The sequence below is a fragment of the Vibrio sp. V23_P3S9T160 genome (assembly GCF_963886625.1).
GTDB classification, from domain to species: Bacteria; Pseudomonadota; Gammaproteobacteria; order Enterobacterales; family Vibrionaceae; genus Vibrio; species Vibrio anguillarum.
This window is the reverse complement of sequence record NZ_CAWPDB010000129.1, coordinates 1-14,913: the sequence shown is the minus strand read 5'-3', so window position 1 is coordinate 14,913 and position 14,913 is coordinate 1. Positions and strand designations below refer to the sequence as shown.

Here is a 14,913-nt window from a genome sequence, read left to right as displayed (position 1 = left end):
TAATAAAATTAACCCCAAAAACCATTTACGAAAAACAGTCTGGGGTCTCGTGCCAAAATAAAGCCTCGGAATTTTACTCTTATTCCGAGGCTTTGCAAGGGGTTTAGCTATTTTTTCACCAGCAGAAGCATTATGCTTTTGCAGTGATGGACATCACGCTTTAGTAAATTTTAAGCATCGCAATGAGTTAGGTTAACGACCAAAGAAACCGCCGCCGCCCATGCCACCCATTCCGCCCATCATGCCTTGCATATTACGCATCATGCCTTTCATGCCCCCTTTCTGCATTTTTTTCATCATTTTCTGCATTTGGGTAAACTGTTTCAGTAAGCGGTTAACATCTTGTACTTGGGTGCCAGAACCTGTCGCGATACGTTTTTTACGTGAACCTTTTATCATGTCTGGGTGCTGACGCTCGTGCATGGTCATCGAACAGATGATCGCTTCCATCTGCTTGAACATCTTATCATCGACCTTGTCTTTCACGTTCGCTGGTAGGTTTGCCATGCCAGGCAATTTATCGAGCATGCCCATCATGCCGCCCATATTCTGCATTTGCCCGAGCTGTTCGCGGAAATCTTCTAAATCAAATCCTTTCTTTTCCTTGAATTTTTTAGCTAGGCGTTCTGCTTGCTCGTGATCAACATTGCGTTGTAGATCTTCAATTAATGAGAGAACATCGCCCATTCCCAATATGCGTGATGCAATACGATCAGGATGGAAAGGCTCGAGCGCGTCAGTTTTTTCACCGACCCCTAAGAATTTAATCGGTTTACCGGTGATATGACGAACGGAAAGTGCGGCACCACCTCGAGCATCACCATCAACTTTGGTTAAGATAACCCCCGTTAACGGCAGCGCATCACCAAAGGCTTTTGCGGTGTTCGCGGCATCTTGCCCCGTCATGGCATCCACAACGAACAATGTTTCAATCGGATTAATCGCCGCATGCAGATCTTGGATCTCTGCCATCATCAGTTCATCAATAGCAAGACGACCAGCAGTGTCGACAATCAGCACATCGAAGAATTTCTTCTTCGCATGGTCAATGGCCGCATTGGCGATATCAATCGGTTTTTGGTCGGCTGAAGAAGGAAAAAATTCAACGTCCAGATCGTTAGCTAGCGTTTCAAGCTGTTTTATCGCCGCTGGGCGATAAACGTCAGCCGAAACCACCAGTACTTTCTTTTTATCGCGTTCTTTAAGCAGCTTAGCAAGCTTACCAACACTGGTGGTTTTACCCGCCCCTTGTAAACCCGCCATTAAAATCACTGCTGGCGGCTGGGCTGCAAGGTTAAGCGCTTCGTTGGATTCGCCCATTACCGCTTCAAGCTGTGCTTGAACAATCTTGATGAACTCTTGTCCCGGTGTCAGCGATTTAGACACCTCAACACCCACTGCGCCCTCTTTAACGCGCGCGACAAAATCACGCACTACAGGCAGTGCAACGTCCGCTTCAAGCAGCGCCATGCGCACTTCGCGTAGGGTTTCTTTAATATTGTCTTCGGTGAGACGGCCTTTGCCGCTGATATTTTTCAGCGTCTTGGATAGTCGATCCGTTAAATTTTCAAACATCGTTGTCTCTTCGCTAGTTCGGCGATCAATTGGGGTCAGTATACCTTAGCCAATCTAATAGTCATACCCATTGACGCTTCGCGATAAGCGACTTAAACCCGTAAACGCAACATTGGGTCCCCAAAACAGGGGCAAAAAGAGTTATCTCTGCGATTTATCGAATAAAAGCCTTCACCCTGTTAATTATTTGCACCATGACCTCAACTAAGGTGGGTATATGTCAAATCAATCGGTATCCAACGTAGCTCATTATCGTGATGCAAGGTATAATTCGCCAATTCAGCCACCATTTTGTAAGAAGTATGGAAAACTTAATCGCAATAGTCGCCACTATTTTGTATTTTTTATCCATAGCGACCATTATTCCAGGCTTAGTTAATCAAACTGGGATTCGTGCGCAGACAGTATTGTTCAGTTCAGCACTGGCGCTGGCTTTTCATGCGTGGTTACTGAGTGATTTAATCTTCAACGCTAATGGGCAAAACCTCAGTATGCTCAATGTGGCATCATTGATAAGCTTTATCATCTCACTGGTGATGAGCATTGCGATGTTAAAAACGCGATTGTGGTTTCTGTTGCCGGTGGTGTATAGCTTCGCCGCGATCAACGTCAGCGCCGCCTCATTTCTTCCCAGCATGTTCATGACTCACTTAGAAAACAATCCGCCACTGTTGTTGCATATTTCTCTAGCACTATTTTCGTATTCAACCCTTTCGATTGGCGCACTCTACGCTTTGCAATTGGCTTGGCTGGACTACAAGCTAAAGAAAAAGAAGATGCTAACCATCAACCCCAATTTGCCACCACTACTGATGGTAGAAAGGCAACTGTTTAAAATCATCTTGATAGGTAACGTATTACTTACTGGTACCTTGATTACTGGCTTTGATTTTGTCGGTGATATGTTTGCTCAAGGCAAAGCGCATAAAGGCATTTTGTCTTTCATTGCTTGGGTTGTCTATTCTGTATTGTTGTGGGGACATTACCGAAAAGGTTGGCGCGGTAGAAAAGTGACTTGGTTTGCTGTCGCTGGTGCAACCTTACTCACACTGGCCTACTTTGGTAGCCGTTTTGTAAAAGAAATCATTTTGAGCTAACTCAACACGTTTGATAGCGTATTGACACATTCATTTAATTAGATCATTACTTAATCACACTATTTTATAAGGAAACACCACGTTTTGGACGACATTTCAACGGGTATATTGTTTGCACTACTCGCGGGTCTCATCGTAATTTCGGCTTATTTTTCAGGTTCAGAAACCGGCATGATGTCTTTGAACCGCTACCGCTTAAAGCACTTGGCCAATACTGGCCACAAAGGTGCAAAGCGTGTCGAAAAACTGCTTGATCGTCCAGATCGCCTCATTGGTTTGATCCTCATTGGCAACAACCTAGTCAATATTTTAGCTTCTGCAATTGCCACTATTATTGGTATGCGCCTTTATGGGGATCTAGGAGTGGCCATTGCCACTGGTGCGCTGACGTTGGTCGTTCTGGTTTTTGCTGAAGTGACGCCAAAAACATTAGCAGCGCTTTACCCTGAACGCGTCTCTTACGCCAGCAGCATCTTACTGACCTTCTTAATGAAGATATTGTCACCATTGGTGATGTTCATTAACTTCATCACCAATGGTTTCATCCGCTTACTAGGCCTTAAAGCCAAGCATGGGGCGGAGGATCATCTAAGCTCTGAAGAGTTGAGAACCGTCGTCAACGAAGCGGGTGGCCTTATTCCTCGTCGCCACCAAGATATGCTGCTTTCCATTCTCGATCTCGAACATGTCACGGTGAACGACATCATGATCCCACGTAACGAAATTACTGGTATCAATATTAACGATGATTGGAAATCTATCGTGCGTCAGTTAACTCACTCGCCACACGGACGCGTGGTGCTTTACCGAGACAAAATTGATGAAGCGGTGGGCATATTGCGCCTTCGTGATGCTTCTCGTTTGATGTTGGAAAAAAAAGAGTTCAATAAAGAGATGATTTTACGTGCCGCTGATGAAGTCTACTTCATCCCGGAAGGCACACCGCTCAACGTACAATTACTTAAATTCCAACGCAACAAAGAGCGGATTGGCCTGATCGTTGATGAATACGGTGATATCAATGGCTTGATCACTGTTGAAGATATTCTCGAAGAGATTGTGGGGGAATTCACCACCTCAATGGCACCAAGCTTAGCCGATGAAATTACACCACAAAGTGATGGCAGCTTCTTGATTGATGGCAGCGCAAATATCCGTGACATTAACAAAGGGCTGAAGTGGAAACTGCCAACGACGGGCCCAAGAACCTTAAACGGTTTACTTTTGGAGCACCTTGAAGATATTCCAAGTAGCCATTTAAGTGTCAAAGTCTCTGGTCATGCGATGGAGATTGTGGATGTAGAAGAAAACCGCATTAAGCAGGTTAAAGTCTTTCCACGCAAAACCAAAAAGCATTAATCGCCAGTCACTGCATAAAAGAAAGAAAAAAAGCTTGGTCACTGCCAAGCTTTTTGTTTTTAAAGGGCCAGATCTGGCGATTTTTAATCCACTTTCAGCTCTTTGAGCATCGACTCAGGTAAAGCAAGCTCATCATTTTTATTCACCGCAATACCTGCTGTGATAATCGCTTGAGCAATCTCTTTAGCTTCTGTTAACGAGTGCATTGAGGCTGTACCACATTGGTATTCGTTTAGTTCAGGGATCTGATCTTGGCTCTCTACTTTTAGCACATCATGCATCGCCGCTAACCACGCTTGCGCCACTTGCGCTTCTGTTGGCGCGCCAATCAAACTCATGTAAAAACCTGTACGGCAGCCCATAGGTGAGATGTCGATGATTTCTACATCATGACCATTTAGGTGCGCACGCATAAAACCAGCGTATAAATGCTCTAAAGTGTGGATCCCTTTTTCTGAAAGAATATCTTTGTTTGGAGCAGTAAAACGGAGATCAAATACGGTGATTGTATCCCCTTTAGGCGTCTGCATATTTTTTGCCACACGTACCGCAGGCGCATGCATACGAGTGTGATCTACAGTAAAACTGTCGAGTAATGGCATTGCTTTCTCCTTATTTGGCAAAGAGCGATGCTCTGCCTATCAATGTTAGATTATGATCGAGAGATCATTTTAGGTACGAAAAATAGCTTTCAAGAAATTCTTCAAAACTTTGAGTATCGTGTTGTTCTATCTGTTGCTGAGCGGCTCGAGAACGCAGCACTTCCTCTTCCATCACAGACTCAGAATAAGTTTGATAGTGATGTGCCAGGTTGGCTTGTCGGTATTCGGCTCCTAATGCACAACCTACCTTACCGAGCCCTCCAAACTGTTTAGTCTGTTCAAGTAGTTGGGCGGAAAAGGTTAATTCTGGATTATCAATCCACGAGCTTAGTTTCTCGCATACGGCTTGGTATGCATTGCCACCACAAGCGCTATCCATTACTTGCGCTATTTTGCGTAAGTCATCGAATACATTATGCGCCCACGCTTGCAGCGTCAGTTTCTCTCCGCGACAGCCAATTTGTAACTCTAAACCCGGTTTACGACCTTCTAAAATCACTTTGTTCCAGTTATCTCGCCAACATGCCAGCTCACAATTGTCCATCGGATCTGAATCTGAAAGAGCGGTCCAAGTGAGGAACAGATCGAGAAAACGCACTTGATCTTCAGTAATACCAATCGGGCTAAACGGGTTTACGTCTAACGAACGCACTTCGATGTATTCGACTCCGCCTCTCTCTAACGCTTGTGACGGCTTTTCGTCATTTTTGGCCACACGCTTAGGACGGATCGGTGCATAGAGTTCGTTTTCTATCTGCAAAACATTGCTGTTGAGCTGACGATGTTCACCATCGACATACACGCCTAGTTCTGCAAACTCTTTTGATGGAGTGCGGATCGCCTGATTCAACCCTTCTAGATATTGATCCAAGCTATTAAAACCAATTCTCAAGCCACTTTGCGCGCTATTGGTATAACCTAAATCACTGAGGCGCAACGAGGTAGCATGAGGCAAATAAAGCGTTTTACCAATATTTTCAAATGGCAGATGGCTTTCACGTCCGCGCACAAACGATGAACATAACGCAGGTGATGCGCCAAAGAAATAGGGAATAAGCCAGCCAAAACGGTAGTAATTACGAATCACACCAAAATAGGCTTCCGATTTTGTCTCAGTACGCTGGGATTCAGTTTGCTCGCCATGCAAGGCATCCCAAAATGATTCTGGAAATGAAAAATTGAAATGTACGCCAGAAATGATCTGCATTAAGCTGCCGTAACGACGCTTTAAGCCTTCTCGATAAAGGGTTTTCATTTTACCCGTATTCGATGAACCATATTGCGCCAGTTCGATATCATCTTCGCTGCCAACATAACAAGGCATAGAAAGCGGCCACATCTTTTCGTCACCCAATTTGGTTTGAGCAAAATGGTGAATATCCGCCAGTTGTGAGAGTAAAGTCGGCACGTCATGAGAGACTGGTGTAATAAATTCAAGCAATGACTCCGCAAAATCAGTGGTGATCCAACGGTTGGTTAATGCGCTGCCGAGTGCTTCTGGATGAGGAGTCAGAGCTAACGAGCCTTCTGGGGTATAGCGTAACGTTTCACGCTCAACGCCTCGGCCAAACTGCTTAAACACTTCTGATTTTTTAGTGACTTGTTCAAGTCGTGCGGCAAAATTAGTCAAAATAATGATTCGCTTATAGGTGAATGATCCGAATGAAAGCGGCTCTAACTCAGCAAGAGAGTAGAATGGAGGCAAACAATCTGCCCCCTATAAATGTGTACTCTAGCGGATGATTTCAAGCTCTTCTACGGGAATATCTAATTTTTCAAGTTGTGGCTTCAACGTTTTCGCATCACCCACCACGATAATTTGATACTCTTGTGGTGCAAACCATTTAGCGGCAAGTTTATTGAGCGTTGATTTTTTTACGTTTTCTACCAGTTCATTTCGTTGCTGTAGGTAATCTTCATCCAAACTATAGGTCAAAATATTACTAAGCAACTGCGCTTTTTGTGATGGTGTTTCATACGTCAGTGCATCTTGTTGGCCGACAGCAAGGCGCATAAATTTTAGCTCTTGGTCGGTTAAGCCACTTTGACTGAATGTTGCCATCTCTTTTTCTATTTCAACGATTGAAGCTACAGTGGCATCAGCACGCACTTGAGCATTGAAAACGATAGCACCCACTTCTCGATTGCTCGCGAAATAACTCCCAGCGCCATAGGTGTAGCCTTTATCTTCACGCAAATTCTGATTAATGCGGCTGTTAAAGTTGCCCGCTAAATTGAAGTTAGCCAGTTGGCTGAGAAAAAGCTCGCCAGTGGCATCGAAAGGCAACCCTTTTCGCACAAAACGGACGATGCTCTGCGGCGCATCAGGCTTATCAACCAGATATATCTTCCGCTCTGTCAGTGGGTTTACCACTTGGGGACGTAACAAAGGAGAAGCTTCACCGCGCCACAACCCTAAAAAGGTTAACTGTTTAGCGACCTCTTTTTTGGAAATGTCGCCAACGACAACGATTTGCGTACCATGTGGCGTGTAATGTTTCGCATAAAAGCGTTTTACATCTTCTAATGTTAAATCGTTTAGTGATTGCTCAGTGCCTTCACTTGAACGCGCAAAAATAGAGTTGCCAAACAGTATTTGACGAGTAGCTTGTGAAGCAAGCCAGCCCGGTGTTTGATGCTGATAAACCAACCCTTCCAGCATCTGCTGCTTCAGCCGTGTAAAATCACTCTCTTTGAAAGCAGGATGAAATAAAACTTCTTCAACCACATCCAATGTTGCTGCAACATTCTTCTTCAAACTAGAGACCATAATACTGGTCGAATACTCATTGGCAGTAACACTGATAGTCGAACCTAACGTGTCGAGTTGAGCTTGAATGGCTTCCACTGAGCGTCGAGTTGAACCTTCTTCAAGTAACGCTGCGGTTAAATTAGCTAACCCTTCTTTGCCACGCGCGGCATGTCGCTCTCCTGCTGGTAAATTGATATTAATTAGCACGGTCGGCGTTTCGCTGGTTTGTGTGGCTAATAACTCAATACCGTTATCAAAATAGAGTTCATACAGTGTCGGCATTTGTGCTTTCACACCTTTTGCCACAGAAGGCATGATTGAGCGATCAAATTGATCTTCAACCTGGCGGTAAGCCAATTGATCTTCGGTTATCGTTTGATGCTCGGGCAGCACTCTTTTAGGTGGTACGAAATTAGCTTTTTGAACGGCAAGATCGGCTTTATGTTTAGGCACAACACTTAAGGTAACCTTATGTTGATGAGCAATGAAGCGCTGATAAGCCTGTTGAATTGACTCTGGGGTGACCGCATGAATCTGAGCTAATTGTTGCTCTAGGCGATCAGGCTGCCCATAAAACGTTTCGTTGGACGCAAGCTGCGTCACTTTTCCAGATACGCTTTGCAGCGCAAAAACCGCATTCGCTTCTGCCATACCGGTAATTTGATCAAGTCGACTCTGGTCTACCCCTTGTTGTTCAAACTGACTGAGTGTTTGCATTAACTCTCGATACAAAGGAGCAAGCTGAGCCTTTTCACCCGAAGGTGCCATGGCATAAACATAGAAGGTACAAGCCAATTCGGCGCAATCTTGGAATGCACCCGCATTGACGGCTTTTTGAGTTTTGACCAACGCTTGGTAGAGATAACTATTGGTACCGCTGCCTAGCACTTTGGCAAGCGCATCTAGCGATGCTTGACTTTGAGCACCGCGATATTCTGTCGGCCAGCCCACCACAACCATGGGTTGCTGAATGCGATCTTCCAAGGTAATGAAACGATCTTGCGCCAACTGGGCCGGCTGTTTAGGTGCGTTATCAACGGCTGGGCCTGCCGGTATGGTGCCAAAATATTGATTAACCCATTCAAGTGTTTGCTGAACATCAATATCGCCACCAATGGTCAGCACCGCATTATTCGGCCCATACCAACGTAAGAAAAACGCTTTAAGATCGTTGACGTCCACTCGGTCAAGATCTTCTACATAACCAATGGTTTGCCATGAATAAGGGTGTCCTTCGGCATACATCGCCTCCGCCATTTTTTCCCACATCAAGCCATAGGGGCGGTTGTCGTAGTTTTGTGCGCGTTCGTTTTTTACTGTGTCACGTTGGATCTCAAATTTACGTTGAGAAACCGCGTTGAGTAAAAATCCCATCCGATCAGATTCGAGCCACAACACTTTTTCTAGCTGATTTGAAGGCACGGTTTGGTAATAATTAGTACGGTCACGGTTGGTACTCCCATTCATGGTTCCTCCCGCTTCGGTGATCAAACGAAAATGTTCTTGATCGCCAACGTGCTCCGTTCCTTGAAACATCATGTGTTCAAAGAAATGAGCAAACCCTGATTTTCCAACCTCTTCACGTGCCGAACCCACATGATAAGTGACATCGACATGCACTAAAGGATCTGAGTGATCCGGTGAGAGCACGACAGTAAGACCATTATCGAGCTGATATTTTGCATAAGGGATCATCACTTTTTCTGGTTGAGCATCCACTTGCTCAATCAGCGTAACCCCTTTCGGTAATGATGAAAAAAAAGCGATAGGTGCGACCGTTGATGAACAACCATAAATGGCAATAAGAGAAAGGGCACCTAGCCAAATTTTTCTCATAACAGCTCCTTAGAAAAAACCATAGAATACAGCGGCAAGCATGATGTAACGCAGTGCTTTGCCGATCAAAATAATGACAAAAGTAGGTAAAAATTTCATGCGTAGCCAACCTGCGGCCAAACAAAGCACATCACCCACCACAGGTAGCCAACTAAATAAGAGAGCCCAATAACCATATTTATTGAGCCAAGCTAACGCTTTATGACCGTGCTTTTCGCTTTCAGTTCGATTAGGCAACCAGATACCGAGCCAATAGTTGGTCAGACCGCCGAGGGTATTGCCAGCACTTGCAACGGCGATAACCCAAAATACGGGAAATTGATTCAGGCTTAATGTGGCGAATAAACTCGCTTCTGAGCTTCCCGGTAATAAGGTAGCACTGAGAAAACCACTAAAAAAAAGCACCCACAGAGCAGAGCCAGCAAACCAATACGAGAGCGGTTCCAAATAGGTGCTAAAAATGTCTAACATTTCATATCAAGAAGAACTTTGCCTCGAGTATGGCCTGTTTCAATCTGTTGATGAGCCGCAGCCACTTCCGCCATCGGATAAACAGCTTGAATTTCCGTTTTCAATAAGCCAACGCTGACCATATAAAGCATGGTATCAAGCTGTTCAGGATTAGGATCAACTAACATGCCTGTGGCTTCAAAACCAAGTAATTTTGCTTTTTCACAAATAAGCTCAGCACTTAGAGTCGGAACAGTAACGACACGCGCATGATCTTTCAAGCATTTCAAAGCGTCGAGAGCCGCATCACCACCGACTAAATCAATCAGCACATCCACTTCTTCTAAACGCTGTGAAGCAGGAGCAAAATTGTAATTAATCGCATGAGCACCAAGAGTCGCTAAATAATCCAAATTTTGTTCGCTGCACGTGGTATACACTTCGGCTTTTGCTGCTAAAGCAATTTGTACCGCTAAGTGCCCGACACCACCAGCGCCCGCGAGGATCAATACGCGATCCCCCTCTTTCACTTGCGCTTTATTTAGGGCTTGCGCCGCCGTTTGCCCTGCCAGTGGCAGCACAGCTGCGGCTTCTAAGGTCACAGCATCAGGAACAAGGCTGAGTTCGCTTTCTGCCACACACAGATATTGGCTGTAGCCGCCACCACGCAACGGAAACCCAACAAAGCCCGCCACATTATCTCCAATTTGAAAGCGGCGATTATCTTCCCCCACCTCAACAACTTGTCCAGAAATATCGTAACCTGGCACCCATGGCAGCTTATCTTTGTTTTGCGCTGCAGCCCACCCCAGACCCGCCCGAGTTTTTACATCAATAGGGTTTACACCAGCAAAAGCCACTTTCACTAACACTTCGCCAGCCTTAGGTTGAGGAACGTCACTGGTTTGAATAACGAGCACCTCTGGTCCACCAAACTCAGTAATTGCGATCTGTTTATTATCCATGTCAAACTTCCCTATTGATAAAAAGAAAGGGATGCCTCAGCATCCCTTTGAATATATACCATTTTATTGCTTCTAGTTAATCTTTAGCTCGCAAAATAACCATCGGCTCGTCTAGGCTTAGCCAACAAGAGCAAGCAAAACGCCTGCTGCAACAGCAGAGCCCAGCACACCTGCTACATTTGGCCCCATGGCGTGCATCAGTAAGAAGTTCTGTGGATTAGCTTCAAGCCCCACTTTGTTCACTACTCGCGCCGCCATCGGTACCGCAGACACACCAGCAGCGCCAATAAGAGGGTTAATATCCTCTTTCGAGAATTTATTAAGCACTTTCGCCATCAACACACCACCAGCCGTACCAATACTGAAAGCAATAGCACCGAGCGCCAAAATACCTAATGTTTCCAAGTTCAAAAACTTATCAGCCTGCAGTTTAGAACCAACGCCTAAGCCTAAGAAGATAGTAACGATGTTGATCAGTTCATTTTGCGCAGTCTTGGATAGACGCTCAACCACACCCGATTCACGCATTAAATTACCTAGACAGAACATACCCACTAATGGCGTTGCTGACGGTAAAAATAGAATCGTCATCAATAGCACCGCCAAAGGAAACAGTATTTTTTCTGTCTTCCCAACGTGGCGTAGCTGAGCCATTTTGATTTTTCGCTCTTCAGGTGTTGTAAGTGCCTTCATAATCGGTGGCTGAATGATAGGAACTAATGCCATATAGCTATAAGCCGCCACAGCGATTGCACCTAATAAATCCGGCGATAATTTACTGGCAAGGAAAATAGCGGTTGGGCCATCGGCTCCACCAATGATGGCGATGGACGCAGCATCGGCCATGGTAAATTCCATACCCGGTACATAGTTGAGTAATATCGCACCAAACAGGGTGGCGAAAATACCAAACTGAGCGGCCGCACCTAGCCATAACGTTTTAGGGTTTGCAATCAACGCCCCGAAATCGGTCATCGCGCCCACGCCCATAAAAATCAGCAGTGGAAAAACGCCCGTCTCAATACCAACATGATAAACGTAATAAAGCAGACCGCCGGGTTCGGTAAAACCCGCATTCGGAATATTCGCTAAAATCGCACCAAAGCCGATCGGCAATAACAGCAGTGGCTCAAAGCCTTTGCGAATAGCCAAAAACAGCAGTAAACAACCGACCAAAATCATGCAGATTTGGCCTAGCTGAAAATTAGCGATCCCTGTTTCAGACCATAAGGTCAGTAATCCGTCCATGGTTCTCCCTTACGCTAAGCTCAGCAATGGTGCACCAACAGTCACAGCATCACCCTCTTTGACATGAAGATCTTGAACAATACCGCCACGTGCCGCACGGATCTCGGTTTCCATCTTCATCGCTTCCAGAATCACTAACACATCCCCTTCTAAAACCTCAGAACCAGCTTGAACATTCACTTTAAAAATGTTGCCAGCGAGTGGTGAAGGAACGGCTTCTGCATTGTTACTTGCCGGCACGCTTGATGACTGTGCTGCTTGAGACTGGCTGGCAGAAATCGAGCTAAGCTGGCCTTCTAGCCCCACTTCAACCGTGTAAATTTGCCCATCCACTTTAACACTGTAGGTTTCAATACCACCTTTTGTCACAACGGTAGCAGGTGTAGGTTTGGCTGACTCCAAGGTTGGCGCAGGCTCAAATGCATCCGGATTGTGACGATTTTTCAAGAACTTCAAACCGACTTGTGGGAACAATGCGTAAGTCAGAACATCATCCACCGTATCTGTAGCTAATGAAATTCCCTCTGCTTTTGCCTTTTCAAGCAATTCAGTGGTCAACACGGCCATTTCTGCATCCAACAAATCGGCTGGACGGCAAGTGATCGGCGTAAGATTACCCAACACCTTGGCTTGCAACTCAGTATTCACTGGCGCAGGCGTGGCACCGTATTCACCTTTTAATACCCCTGCAGTTTCTTTCGTGATGCTCTTATAGCGCTCACCAGTAAGAACGTTGATCACTGCTTGTGTTCCCACGATTTGAGATGTTGGAGTCACAAGGGGAATGAAACCTAAATCTTTTCGCACACGAGGGATCTCTTCAAGAACCTCATCAAGGCGATCGGCCGCTCCTTGTTCTTTTAGTTGACCTTCCATATTAGTCAACATACCACCAGGAACCTGCGCAATAAGAATACGAGAATCGACACCTTTTAACTGCCCTTCCCATTTTGCGTATTTCTTACGCACTTCACGAAAATAAGTGGCAATCGGTTCAAGCTGTGTCAGGCTCAGGCCCGTATCACGCTCGGTTCCTTCAAGCATAGCGACCACTGTTTCGGTTGGTGTGTGCCCGTAAGTTTGGCTCATTGAAGAGATAGCGGTATCCAAAATATCGATACCAGCCTCTACTGCTTTAACGGCTGTTGCCGCTGAAAGACCAGTCGTTGCATGGCTGTGCAGCGCTAAAGGTACGTCACAAGAGGATTTAATACGGGTGATCAGATCTTCAGCTTCATACGGCTTGAGCAACCCAGACATATCTTTAATACACAAAGAGTGGCAGCCGAGATCTTCTAACCGCTTGGCAAGATCAACCCAAGTATCTGAATTATGAACAGGGCTAGTGGTGTAAGACAGTGTGCCCTGCGCGTGTGCGCCAACATCAATTGTCGCTTTGACCGCTTTTTCAAAATTGCGAACATCATTCATCGCATCAAAAATACGGAAAACATCCATACCATTCGCGTGAGCTCGTTCGACAAACTTTTCAACAACATCGTCAGCATAGTGGCGATAGCCTAGTAAATTCTGGCCGCGTAGCAACATTTGCATTGGGGTATTGGGCATCGCTTGCTTAAGCGAACGTAAACGCTCCCATGGATCTTCACCGAGAAAACGGATACAAGCATCAAACGTTGCTCCTCCCCAAGTTTCCAGTGACCAATAACCGATCTTATCGAGCTCTGCTGCAATAGGCAGCATGTCTTCGATACGCATGCGCGTGGCAAATAGTGACTGATGGGCATCACGAAGGACCACATCCGTAATAGCTAGTGGTTTAGACATGCTCATAAACTCCTTTTCATCCTTTCTATGCTATTTAGCTAATGCGCGGTGCTGATGCACTGCTGCAGAAATTGCCGCCACAATTTGCGGGCTCACAGCTGAAGGGGTTGGTTGAACTTTTCGATGTTGAATCGGCGCTGCGATCGGTTGTGGTACTTCTTCCGGTACCAAGGTTGACATTAACCGAACGAGATAAACGAGAATAGTTAGAAAAATAAAGACTACAGCCATCCCCGTAATCATAAGGGTGGCGGCGTCAACTAATAGGCTTCCAATAGTAGTCATGTTGCTTCCTTTCTGTGTCATCCTGACAACAATTGCTACGCATTTTTACAAATGCGATCTTGGCAAGTGGACTAGGATTATCTCGATTGGTTAATAATTGTCAATTTTGTTTAAGGGACTCTTGTAGATAACACACAAAATCGGCGAACAATTACTCACACAAATCACAAAACTCTGAATTTTCTCTATTAAGAAGGGCATTTAACTAGCCAATACGGCTACGTTAATCAAAAAATGATGCAGATACTGAGAGGGAGTTAAAACATCGCAGATTAACAAGATAAAACAAATAGTTGCCATTTTCAATTTAACAAAATAGCAACAAAATACCAACATAAAAAAGCCCCGCATAATGCGAGGCTTCTTAATAAATGGCGCGCTCAGGAGGATTCGAACCTCCGACCGCCTGGTTCGTAGCCAGGTACTCTATCCAGCTGAGCTATGAGCGCGCAAGGTTTTGATATTAATCAGCGATAATCGTTAACAATATCAGGATCAATGACCCTTTGAATAAGTGGCGCGTCCTGGAGGATTCGAACCTCCGACCGCCTGGTTCGTAGCCAGGTACTCTATCCAGCTGAGCTAAGGACGCGCAGAGTTAATGACAGTATCACTAACTTTAAATAAGTGGCGCGCTCAGGAGGATTCGAACCTCCGACCGCCTGGTTCGTAGCCAGGTACTCTATCCAGCTGAGCTATGAGCGCGCAAAGTTTTAATATTAATCAGCGATAATCGCTAACAATATCAGGGGCAATGACCCTATGAATAAGTGGCGCGTCCTGGAGGATTCGAACCTCCGACCGCCTGGTTCGTAGCCAGGTACTCTATCCAGCTGAGCTAAGGACGCGCAGAGTTAATGACAGTATCACTAACTTTAAATAAGTGGCGCGCTCAGGAGGATTCGAACCTCCGACCGCCTGGTTCGTAGCCAGGTACTCTATCCAGCTGAGCTATG

11 protein-coding genes and 4 tRNA genes are annotated in these 14,913 nt (G+C 45.5%); 2 read left to right on the top strand and 13 right to left on the bottom strand.

Annotated elements, in window-relative coordinates:
- Positions 1-192: 192 nt before the first annotated feature.
- Complete coding sequence (gene ffh / locus AACU59_RS10635) at positions 193-1,575, bottom strand: signal recognition particle protein (RefSeq protein ID WP_019281904.1); 1,383 nt, start codon at positions 1,573-1,575, stop codon at positions 193-195.
- Between the two features lie 302 nt (positions 1,576-1,877).
- Here ffh and AACU59_RS10630 point away from each other — a divergent pair, with 302 nt between their 5' ends.
- Positions 1,878-2,672, top strand: coding sequence for a cytochrome C assembly family protein (locus tag AACU59_RS10630; RefSeq protein WP_026027563.1), 795 nt, complete (start codon positions 1,878-1,880; stop codon positions 2,670-2,672).
- A gap of 84 nt (positions 2,673-2,756) precedes the next feature.
- Positions 2,757-4,031 carry an HlyC/CorC family transporter gene (locus AACU59_RS10625; protein WP_017046996.1) on the top strand — a complete coding sequence of 425 codons (1,275 nt, stop codon included), beginning with the start codon at positions 2,757-2,759 and terminating at the stop codon, positions 4,029-4,031.
- A gap of 83 nt (positions 4,032-4,114) precedes the next feature.
- On the opposite strand, the gene luxS is transcribed toward AACU59_RS10625, so the two are convergent.
- The 12 genes from luxS to AACU59_RS10565 all read right to left on the bottom strand — a co-directional run bounded on the left by luxS (position 4,115) and on the right by AACU59_RS10565 (position 14,805).
- Positions 4,115-4,633 carry an S-ribosylhomocysteine lyase gene (gene luxS / locus AACU59_RS10620; RefSeq protein WP_010319518.1) on the bottom strand — a complete coding sequence of 173 codons (519 nt, stop codon included), beginning with the start codon at positions 4,631-4,633 and terminating at the stop codon, positions 4,115-4,117.
- 64 nt (positions 4,634-4,697) lie between these two features.
- A complete protein-coding gene (gene gshA / locus AACU59_RS10615; RefSeq protein WP_094145187.1) occupies positions 4,698-6,263 on the bottom strand; it encodes a glutamate--cysteine ligase in 1,566 nt (521 codons plus the stop codon).
- Positions 6,264-6,365: 102 nt separating this feature from the next.
- Positions 6,366-9,221 (bottom strand): M16 family metallopeptidase, encoded by a 2,856-nt coding sequence (locus AACU59_RS10610; RefSeq protein WP_094145175.1) that lies wholly within the window; start codon positions 9,219-9,221, stop codon positions 6,366-6,368.
- Positions 9,222-9,230: 9 nt separating this feature from the next.
- Positions 9,231-9,692 (bottom strand): YqaA family protein, encoded by a 462-nt coding sequence (locus AACU59_RS10605; protein WP_013857698.1) that lies wholly within the window; start codon positions 9,690-9,692, stop codon positions 9,231-9,233.
- Positions 9,686-10,636 (bottom strand): NADP-dependent oxidoreductase, encoded by a 951-nt coding sequence (locus AACU59_RS10600; RefSeq protein WP_017045772.1) that lies wholly within the window; start codon positions 10,634-10,636, stop codon positions 9,686-9,688. The genes AACU59_RS10605 and AACU59_RS10600 overlap by 7 nt, the downstream gene beginning before the upstream one ends.
- Before the next feature lie 117 nt (positions 10,637-10,753).
- Positions 10,754-11,884, bottom strand: coding sequence for a sodium ion-translocating decarboxylase subunit beta (locus AACU59_RS10595; RefSeq protein WP_013857700.1), 1,131 nt, complete (start codon positions 11,882-11,884; stop codon positions 10,754-10,756).
- Positions 11,885-11,893: 9 nt separating this feature from the next.
- Positions 11,894-13,672: a sodium-extruding oxaloacetate decarboxylase subunit alpha gene (gene oadA, locus AACU59_RS10590; RefSeq protein WP_094145176.1), complete on the bottom strand. Its 1,779-nt coding sequence runs from the start codon at positions 13,670-13,672 to the stop codon at positions 11,894-11,896.
- Positions 13,673-13,702: 30 nt separating this feature from the next.
- Positions 13,703-13,957, bottom strand: a complete 255-nt coding sequence (locus AACU59_RS10585) for an oxaloacetate decarboxylase subunit gamma (RefSeq protein ID WP_038148642.1) — start codon at positions 13,955-13,957, stop codon at positions 13,703-13,705.
- Positions 13,958-14,329: 372 nt separating this feature from the next.
- Positions 14,330-14,406 (bottom strand) — tRNA-Arg (locus AACU59_RS10580).
- A gap of 66 nt (positions 14,407-14,472) precedes the next feature.
- Positions 14,473-14,549, bottom strand: a tRNA-Arg gene (locus AACU59_RS10575).
- Between the two features lie 36 nt (positions 14,550-14,585).
- Positions 14,586-14,662, bottom strand: a tRNA-Arg gene (locus tag AACU59_RS10570).
- A 66-nt stretch (positions 14,663-14,728) separates the two neighbouring features.
- Positions 14,729-14,805: transfer RNA gene (locus AACU59_RS10565), tRNA-Arg, on the bottom strand.
- Positions 14,806-14,913: the final 108 nt, after the last annotated feature.